The organism is Luteitalea sp. (genome assembly GCF_022842525.1).
Classification (GTDB): Bacteria; Acidobacteriota; Vicinamibacteria; order Vicinamibacterales; family Vicinamibacteraceae; genus Luteitalea.
This window is the reverse complement of sequence record NZ_JALHPM010000083.1, coordinates 18,967-28,183: the sequence shown is the minus strand read 5'-3', so window position 1 is coordinate 28,183 and position 9,217 is coordinate 18,967. Positions and strand designations below refer to the sequence as shown.

8 protein-coding genes are annotated in these 9,217 nt (G+C 70.7%); all 8 read left to right on the top strand.

What is annotated here, in order from left to right:
• Nucleotides 1-5: 5 nt before the first annotated feature.
• The 8 genes from Q0C41_RS31450 to murD are packed head-to-tail and all read left to right on the top strand — an operon-like array spanning nt 6 to nt 9,215.
• Nucleotides 6-176, top strand: a complete 171-nt coding sequence (locus tag Q0C41_RS31450; RefSeq protein ID WP_367079233.1) for a hypothetical protein — start codon at nt 6-8, stop codon at nt 174-176.
• A 7-nt stretch (nt 177-183) separates the two neighbouring features.
• A complete protein-coding gene (gene rsmH / locus Q0C41_RS16840; protein WP_291985491.1) occupies nt 184-1,068 on the top strand; it encodes a 16S rRNA (cytosine(1402)-N(4))-methyltransferase RsmH in 885 nt (294 codons plus the stop codon).
• Between the two features lies 1 nt (nt 1,069).
• Entirely contained in the window at nt 1,070-1,453 is a 384-nt protein-coding gene (locus Q0C41_RS16835) for a cell division protein FtsL (RefSeq protein WP_291985489.1), read from the top strand.
• Nucleotides 1,450-3,816: a penicillin-binding protein gene (locus Q0C41_RS16830; protein ID WP_291985487.1), complete on the top strand. Its 2,367-nt coding sequence runs from the start codon at nt 1,450-1,452 to the stop codon at nt 3,814-3,816. Before Q0C41_RS16835 ends, Q0C41_RS16830 begins: the two co-directional genes overlap by 4 nt.
• Nucleotides 3,816-5,354 (top strand): UDP-N-acetylmuramoyl-L-alanyl-D-glutamate--2,6-diaminopimelate ligase, encoded by a 1,539-nt coding sequence (locus Q0C41_RS16825; protein WP_291985485.1) that lies wholly within the window; start codon nt 3,816-3,818, stop codon nt 5,352-5,354. Before Q0C41_RS16830 ends, Q0C41_RS16825 begins: the two co-directional genes overlap by 1 nt.
• On the top strand, nt 5,351-6,742 hold the full coding sequence (gene murF / locus Q0C41_RS16820; protein ID WP_291985483.1) for a UDP-N-acetylmuramoyl-tripeptide--D-alanyl-D-alanine ligase: 1,392 nt from the start codon (nt 5,351-5,353) through the stop codon (nt 6,740-6,742). Before Q0C41_RS16825 ends, murF begins: the two co-directional genes overlap by 4 nt.
• Nucleotides 6,742-7,827, top strand: coding sequence for a phospho-N-acetylmuramoyl-pentapeptide-transferase (mraY, locus tag Q0C41_RS16815; RefSeq protein WP_291985481.1), 1,086 nt, complete (start codon nt 6,742-6,744; stop codon nt 7,825-7,827). The genes murF and mraY overlap by 1 nt, the downstream gene beginning before the upstream one ends.
• The gene (gene murD / locus Q0C41_RS16810) at nt 7,824-9,215 is read left to right on the top strand and encodes a UDP-N-acetylmuramoyl-L-alanine--D-glutamate ligase (protein WP_291985479.1); all 1,392 of its coding nucleotides are present in this window, start codon (nt 7,824-7,826) and stop codon (nt 9,213-9,215) included. The genes mraY and murD overlap by 4 nt, the downstream gene beginning before the upstream one ends.
• Nucleotides 9,216-9,217 lie beyond the last annotated feature (2 nt).

Sequence of the window (9,217 nt, the reverse complement as noted above, 5' to 3'; positions counted from 1 at the left end):
GACGCGTGGTCATCCCTCCTCATCTCCGCGAAGCTGCCGGGGCGTCCGCCGACGTGGACGTGCTCGGCCTCCAGAACTGCCTCGACGTGTGGAACAGCGACCGCCTCCGGTCCAAGGTTCTGTCCGACGGATTGAACGACACCCATCTCGCCGACCTCGCCGCCCTGGGGATCTGACAGCGTCATGCACGCACCGGTACTAGTCGCGGAGGTCATCAGCCAGCTGGCACCCGCTCGCGGGGGCCTGTTCGTCGACTGCACCCTGGGTGCGGGCGGGCACACCCGCGCCCTGCTGGAGGCCGGCGCCAGCCGAGTCCTCGGGTTCGATCGCGACCGCTCGGCGCTGGCGCTCGCTGCCGAGTCGCTGCACGACCGTCTCGACCGCGTCGACATGGTCCACGCCGACTACCGCTCCCTCGGTGCGGTCCTCGACGCCCGCGGCATCCCGCTGGTCGACGGCGGCATCCTCGCCGACCTCGGCGTCTCCTCCATGCAGTTGGACGATGCCGCGCGGGGATTCAGTTTTCGCGCCGACGCGCCGCTCGACATGCGGATGGATCGCGACAGCGGCCTGACCGCCGCGGCGCTGCTCCAGACCGTCGAGGAGACGGCGCTCGCCGACATCATCTACCAGTACGGCGAGGAGCGCTTCTCGCGCCGCATCGCGCGCGGCATCGTCCGTGCCCGGGAGACCGGGCCGATCGAGACCACCGGCCAGCTCGCCGCCATCGTGCGCCGCGCCGTCCCCACGCGGGGCTGGCAGCGCATCGACCCGGCGACGCGCACGTTCCAGGCCCTGCGGATCTGGGTCAATCGCGAGCTCGAGGGCCTCGAGGACTTCATCCGCCTGGCCGTCAGTCGCCTGCTCGCCGGCGCGCGGCTCGCCATCATCGCGTTCCACTCGCTCGAGGACCGGATCGTCAAGCACACGTTCCGCGCCCTCGCGCAGGCCGACGCGCCGCTGATCAGTCTGGTCACCCGTCGTCCGCTCGAAGCCTCCGACGAGGAGATCGCGCAGAACCCCCGTGCGCGCAGCGCCAAGCTGCGCGTCGCCGAAAGGCTGGCCTGACGTGGAACCCGACTACGGTCTTCGCAAGCGGGTCCAGAACCAGCCCATCCAGCGCGAACTCGACGTGGCGCGCCAGCGCGAGCTGGTTCGCACGGTGATCGGTGGTGCTTGCGTGCTGGTGGCCGTCATGTTCGCGGCCTGGCAGCATCTCGACGCGCGTCGGCTCGGCAAGGTGGAGTTCGATCTCACCGAGCGCCAGTCCGGCCTGCTGGAAGAGCGTCGTCACCTCGCCCTCGAGAAGGTCTTTCTCGAGGGGCCGGCTCGTGTCGAGGCGATCGCCACGCACCAGCTCGGCATGAAGCCGCCGACGCGCGAGACCTCCGCGGTGATCGAGCGCGTCACCGTGACATCGTCGCCGACCAGCGCAGTGGTGGCGCAGCGGTGAGTCGGCACGGGAAGGACGCCACCGATCTGCTGTCCGGGCTGGACTCCAGCGCCGCGGCCCTCAACAACGCGCGGGTCGTCCGTGACGCGCAGCGTGCCGACCAGGAGCAGGCCGCCGTCCCGGGCGACTGGCGGGTGACGGTGCGGCCGCGCCTGGCCTTCGTCGCGGTGCTCCTCGTGCTGTGGGCGCTCGGGATCTGTGCCAGGCTCGTCGTGCTGCAGGTGGTGCAGCACAAGGCCCTGGTGGCCCGGGCCGAGAGTCAGCAGAACCAGACGATCGAGCTCAATCCCCGCCGCGGTCGCATCCTCGACCGCTCCGGTCGGGTGCTCGCGTCCAGCGTCGACGGCGACGTGATCTACGCCGTGCCGAGCGACGTCGACGACCCCGAGGCGCTCGCCAGCACGTTGTGCGATGCGCTCGAGGACTGCGACGGCGAAGAGCGCAAGTCGCTCGTGCAGCGTCTCGACAGCCGCCGCGGCACCACGACCGTGCTGAGCACGCTGTCGCCGGAGGAAGCCGACCGCATCGTGGACCTCAAGCAGGACGGCTTCGTCGTCGACCGCGGCAAGGGCGGCCGGACCGGCTCGCTCAGGTTCATCACCCGCGACCTCGAGGATGCCGCTGGCCTCGCCGAACGCGTCTGCGGCACGCTCGTCCGCTGCACCGAGGACGCGCGCGAGACCATCGAGAAGCGCCTGCAGGGCAAGCTGGACTTCGTCTATATCCGCAAGCGCGCCACGCCGGCCCAGGCCCAGCGCGTCGCCGCCATGAAGCTGGCCGGCGTCGGCTTCATGAAGGAGAGCCGCCGCTACTACCCGAATCGCGATCTCGCCGGCCCGCTGCTCGGCTCGGTCAACGCCAAGAACTCCGGCGTCAGCGGCCTCGAGCTCGTCCACAACAAGCTGGTCACCGGCACCGGCGGCACGCTCATCGTCCAGAAGGACGCCAACCAGAACACGCTGGCGGGCAGCCTGCGTCAGGCGCCGACGGCGGGTGTGACCATCGAGCTGACGATCGACGCCCAGCTGCAGCACATCGCCGAGCGCGAGCTGCGGGCCGCGGTGGAGGAACACGGCGCCATCGGCGGCACCGTGGTGATGATGGACCCGCACACGGGCGAGATTCTCGCGCTCGTCAGCGAGCCGCACTTCAATCCCAACGACTCGAGCACGGTCGATCGCGACTCGCGCGTCAATCGCGCCGTCGAGTCGATCTACGAGCCGGGCTCCACCTTCAAGACGATCACGGCCGCGGCGGCCCTCGAAGAGAACGTCATCAAGCCCACCGACATCGTCGATGCGACCATGCCGTGCCGATTCGGCTCGGCCAAGGCGATCACCGACGTCCATCAGGTCGGCGTCGTGTCCTTCGAGAAGGTGTTCGCCAAGTCGAGCAACTGCGGCACGGCTCGCGTGGCCGTCAACCGGCTCGGCACGGAGAAGCTGATGCGCTACGTCCGCCGCTTCGGCTTCGGCGTGCGGACCGGTCGCGACTTCCCGGCCGAGAGCGGCGGCATGCTCAAGCCGATCAAGAGCATCAAGGAGCACGATCTCGCGCGTATCGCCATCGGCTACACCGTGGCGGTGACGCCACTGCAGATGGCCGCCGCGATCAGCGCCGTGGCCAACGGCGGCGAACTGCTCAAGCCCCGCATCGTCCGGGCGACGATCTCGGGCGGCGTGCGCAAGGAGAGCCACCGGGAAGTCGTGCGGCGCGCCATCTCGGCGCGCACCTCGGCGCGGCTCACCACGATGATGGAGTCGGTCGTCGAGGAGGGCACCGCCAAGTCGGCCCGCATCCAGGGCTACACGATTGCCGCCAAGACGGGCACCGCGCGCAAGCTGAACGAAGGCGGCCGCGGCTACCTCATGGAGTACATGGCGTCGACGGCCGGGTTCTTCCCGTCGCGCAACCCCGCCGTGGCGATGATCGTCGTCATCGACGCGCCGAAGCGGAAGGGGTACTTCGGCGGTGCCGTCGCCGCGCCGGTCTTCCAGCGCATCGCCGATGCGGCCCTGCGCCACCTGGCCATCGCGCCCAACGTCGACCGGCAGCCGCCCATCGTCGTGGCGCGCGGCAGCGACGGGCCGAGCATCGCGCCGGCGCGGGTCGACGCCCGCTCCGGGCCGCGCATCGCCGCCGGCAGTCGCACCGAGATGCCGGACCTGTCGGGCCTCAGCGCCCGCGCGGCCGTCCGCACGCTCGTGGAACTCGGGTGGGAAGCGCGGCTGCACGGCACGGGCTCGTTCGTCGCCCGACAGAGCGTGGCCGCGGGCATGCCGGTCGGTGACGGCGGCGTCTGCCTCCTCGAACTGTCGCGTTTCCCGGTCGACGCCGAACCAGTCGTGGAGGACGAGCGCTGATGGCCGCACGTCCCCTCGCCGAGATCGTCGCGGAGGTCGCACGCCTCACGCCGCTGCAGGTGCCGGACCTCGGCGCCGTCGCTGCGCGTGAGGTGACGGCCATCGCGTACGACTCGCGCCAGGTCGTGCCCGGGGCCATCTTCGTCGCGTTGCGCGGGGCGCAGCGCGACGGCGCGACGTACGCCGCCCAGGCGGTCGAGCGGGGGGCCATCGCGATCGTCGCCGACAGCCCGGGTGAGGCGACGGCCGGCGTACCGTGGATCGTCGCCGGGCAGGGACGCGTGGCGCTGGCGGCGTGTGCCGTCGTGTACCACGGGCATCCGAGTCGGGCGCTGACCCTGGTAGGCGTCACCGGCACCAACGGCAAGACGACGTCGACCTATCTGCTCGAAGCGGTCTTCAACGCCTGCGGCTGGACGAGCGGGCGCATCGGCACCACCGGCTACCGCGTCGGCAGCGACGAACGTCCGTCGGCCCGCACCACGCCGGAGGCGCCGGACCTGCAGGGGCTGCTGCGCGAGATGGTCGACGCCGGGTGCCGCGCCTGTGCGATGGAGGTGTCGTCGCATGCCCTCGACCTGGAGCGTGTCACCTTCACGCACTTCGGGGCGGCGATCTTCACCAACCTGACCCGCGATCACCTCGACTACCACGGCGACATGGAGGCGTACTTCGCCGCCAAGCGTCGACTGTTCGAGATGCTGCCGCCCGACGCGCCGGCGGCGATCAATCTCGATGACCCGCGTGGCGAACGCCTGCTCGGCGTCGTGCGTCGACCGGTGGGCTACGCGCTGACGCGCGAGGCCGATGTGTCGCCGACCTCGCTGTCGCTGACGCTGGACGGCATCGACGCGCACCTGCGGACGCCGGCCGGACCGATGCGGCTGCGGACCCGCCTGCCCGGCCGGCCCAACGCGTACAACGCCCTGGGCGTCATCGCGGCCTGCATCGGGCTCGACGTGCCGCTGGCGTCGATTGAAGCCGGCCTCGCGGACGTGCCGGCGGTGCCCGGCCGCTTCGAGCTGGTCTCCGGCCCGAAAGACGACGTCAGCGTCATCGTCGACTACGCCCACACCGACGATGCGCTGAAGAACCTGCTGGAGACGGCCCGTGCGCTGGCCCCCCAGCGCATCGTCACGGTGTTCGGCTGCGGCGGCGATCGCGATCGGTCCAAGCGTCCTCTGATGGGCGCGGTCGCGGCGCGCCTCAGCGATCTCGTCATCCTCACGTCCGACAACCCGCGCTCCGAGGATCCGGCGGCGATCATCGAGGACATCAAGCGTGGCCTCGTGCAGCCCGAGCGGCCGACCAGGCACGCGGGCCAGACCGTGGCCGCCGTCCAGTCGACGCCGTGGCGCGCCATCGTCGACCGCGAAGAGGCCATCACCAAGGCCGTCGTGGAGGCCATGCCCGGCGATCTGGTGCTGATTGCCGGCAAGGGCCACGAGTCCACGCAGACCATCGGCGATCGCGTCCTGCCCTTCGAGGACGGCGCCGTGGCGCGGGCGGCCCTGCGCCGTCGTGGGGGTATGCGGTGAGCGGTCAGCCGTTCGCCCTGACGGCGCGCGAGATGGCCGACGCCTTCGGCGGTGTGCTCGGCTATGGCGCCGAGACCCAGCCGCTGACCACGGTGTCCATCGACACGCGGACCCTCGTCCCGGGCGATCTGTACGTGGCCATCCGCGGACCGCGCTTCGACGGCCACGCGTTCGTGGCCGAGGCCATTGCGCGCGGCGCCGCCGGCGTCGTCGTGAGCGACCCCGCGGCCGTGACGGCCACGCATCTGCCGGTCATCGTCGTCGAGGACACGCTGCGCGGCCTGCAGGAGGCGGCGCGTGTCATTCGTCGTCGATCGGGGTCCACGGTCGTGGCGATCACCGGCAGCGCGGGCAAGACGACGACCAAGGAGATCACGGCGACGCTGCTCGCGCGCCGCTTCACCACCTTCCGCAATCGCGGCAACCTGAACAACCACATCGGCCTGCCGCTGTCGCTGTTCGAGCTGCACTCCGCGCCACAGTTCGCGGTGATGGAACTCGGCATGAGCGGCTTCGGCGAGATCAGCCGCCTGGTGTCGATCGCCGAGCCCGGCGTGCGGGTCTGGACCAACGTCGGCGAGGCACACCTCGGGTTCTTCTCGTCGGTGGACGACATCGCCATCGCCAAGCAGGAGATTCTCGAGGGCGCGACGAGCACCGACGTCTTCATCGCCAACGCGGGCGACCCGCGGGTCGCTGCCCGCACCGGTGGCTTCCCGGGGCAGGTCATCACGTTCGGCGTCGACGTGGCGGCCGACGTCGCCGTCACCGACGTCCAGTCGCGCGGCCTGGACGGCACGTCCGCCCGGCTGTCGCTGCGCGGCGACGTGCATGCCGTGGAGACGCGCCTGCTCGGCACGGCCAATCTGGCCAACATCGCGGCCGCGTCGGCCGTGGCGCTGCACGCCGGGCTGGCTGCCGACGACATCGTCGCCGGCATCGCGGACCTCGCCCCCGCGGCACATCGTGGCGAGGTGGTCCGCGCACCTGGCGGCTGGGTCGTCGTCGACGACGCCTACAACTCGAGTCCCTCGGCACTCATCAAGGCGCTGCAGACGCTCGCGGCGGCGCCCGGCCGTCACGTGGTTCTGCTCGGCGAGATGCTCGAGCTCGGCGACTTCAGCGACCGCTATCACGCGCAGTGCGGCACGGTGGCGGCCGAACTCGGTGTCGCGCTCGTCGTGGCCGTCGGCGGTTCGCCGGCGCGGGCCCTGGCCGATGCGGCCAGCGCAGGCGGAGTGCGAATCGTGCACCACGTCGCCGACAGCGCGGCGGCCGCAGCCCTGGCCCGCAGCCTCGTGCGCCCCGGTGATGCCGTCCTCGTCAAGGGATCGCGCGGCATCCGCATGGAAGCCGTCGTCGCGGCACTGACGGAGGGGGCACGCTGATGCTGTACCACCTCCTGTTCCGCTTCCACGACACCTTCTCGTTCCTGAACGTCACCCGCTACATCACGTTCAGGACCGCGGCGGCGAGCATCACCGCGCTGATCATCAGCCTGGCGTTCGGCGGCGTGCTGATCCGCAAGCTGCGCGAGTTCCAGATCGGGCAGGTCATCCGCCATGAAGGTCCGGAGAGCCACCGGCCCAAGGCCGGCACGCCGACGATGGGCGGCCTGCTGATCCTGGCCGCGGCCATCATCCCGACGCTGCTGTGGGCCGACCTCACCAACGCCTACATCTGGATCGCCGTGCTCGCGACGCTGGCCTTCGGCGCCATCGGCTTTGCCGACGACTACCTGAAGATCACGCGGCGCAACCACCACGGCCTGCTGCCGCGCTACAAGATGGGCGGCCAGATCGTCGTGGCCGTGACGGTCGGCGTCGTGTTGCTCGTGCTCGCGAACAAGGGCCTCTACAACACGCGGCTGATCTTTCCCTTCTTCAAGGATCTGATCCCCGACCTCGGCTACTTCTACGTGGCGTTCGCCGGCTTCGTGCTGGTGGCGTGGTCCAACGCGGTGAACCTGACCGACGGGCTCGACGGGCTGGCCATCAGCACCTTCGCCGTCGCGGCGGCCGCGTTCACGGCGCTGGCCTACGTGACCGGCCACGCCGTCCTGGCCGAGTACCTGCTGCTGGTGCGCTTTCCGCCGGCGGGCGAGCTCACCATCTTCTGCGGTGCGCTGGTCGGCGCCAGTCTCGGTTTCCTCTGGTTCAACTCGTACCCGGCCGAGATCTTCATGGGCGACGTCGGGTCGCTCGCGCTCGGTGGCGCCATCGGCACGGTCGCGCTGCTGATCAAGCAGGAACTCCTGCTGGTCATCGTCGGCGGCGTGTTCGTCGTCGAGGCGGCCTCGGTGGTGATCCAGGTGGCGTCCTTCAAGTTGCGCGGCAAGCGCGTGTTCCGGATGGCGCCGCTGCATCACCACTTCGAGCTCAGTGGCTGGAGCGAGCCGAAGGTCATCACCCGTTTCCTGATCATCGCGATCGTGTGCGCGTTGTTCAGCCTCACCACGTTGAAGCTCCGATGACGACGACTCCCTACGACGTCTCGGGGCGCCACGTGGCGGTGGTCGGCGGCGGCCGGAGCGGCCTGGCGGCCAGTCGTCTCGTGGTGCAGCGAGGCGGACAGGTGACGCTGATCGATACCAAGGCCGATCTCGCCGAGCGCGACGAACTGCTGGCGCTCGGTGTCCGCCTGCACCTCGGCGCCATGCCCGACGACGTGCCGCGCGAGGCCGCACTGGTGATCGTCAGCCCCGGTGTGCCGGCCGATGCGCAGCCACTCCAGGCGGCGCGCGCCCGTGGCATCACGGTGATCGGCGAGCTCGAGTTCGCCTCGTCGTTTCTCGCCGGCCCGGTCGTCGCCATCACGGGATCGAAGGGCAAGTCGACGACGACGACGCTGGTGGGACGGATGCTGGAGGCGGCGGGCCGCCCCGTGCTCGTCGGCGGCAACATCGGCGTGCCGCTGTCGGCACAGGTCGAGGCCGCAACGCCAGACACCTGGCACATCGTCGAGACCAGCTCCTTCCAGCTGGAGACGATCGCCCGCTATCACCCGCACGTCGCGGTGTGGTTGAACTTCTCGCCCGATCACCTCGACCGCCATGGCACCGAGGCGGTCTACGAGCAGGCCAAGGCTCGCGTCTTCGAGAACCAGACACCGAGTGACTGGGCGGTGGTGCCGGCACACGACGCGCGCATCCGCGGCTTCGCGGCTGCCCGGGGGGCGCAGATCGTGACGTTCGGCGCCGACCTCGCCGTCGAGGACGGCGTCGGCCTTGCAGGGGATGTCATCGCGCGCCGTCAGACGCCGGGGCGCATCGAGCCGCTGGTGCCCGTGTCGGCCGTCAGGCTGACCGGCCGGCACATGCTCGGCAACGTGATGGCGGCGTGTGCCGTGGCGGATCTGGCCGGTGTGTCAAGCGAGGCCATGACCCGCGCGGTCGAAGGCTTCACCGGTCTCGAGCATGCGCTGGAGTACGTGGCGACGGTCGGCCGGACGAGGCTCTACAACGACTCGAAGGCCACCAACGTCGAGGCCGCCACGATGGCGGTCGAGGCGTTCGATGGACCGGTCACCGCGATTGTCGGTGGCGTGTACAAGGGCGGCGACTTCGCGCGCCTCGGCCCGCCGCTGCAGGCCCGTGGCGGGTCCGTCATCGCGATGGGTGAGGCTGCGCCGCTGGTGGCGGAAGCGCTGGCGGCCTTCGTGCCGGTGGCGCGTGCCGCCTCGCTCGAGGACGCCGTCGCCGAGGGTCTGGCGCAGCGCCGCGAGGGTGGTGTGGTGCTGCTGGCGCCGGCGTGCGCCAGTTTCGACATGTTTCGCGACTACGCCGATCGTGGTCGCGCGTTCAAGGCCATCGTGGCCCGCCTCGCGGCGGCCGCTGGCCAGGCGGAGGTGCGGAACGGGTGAAC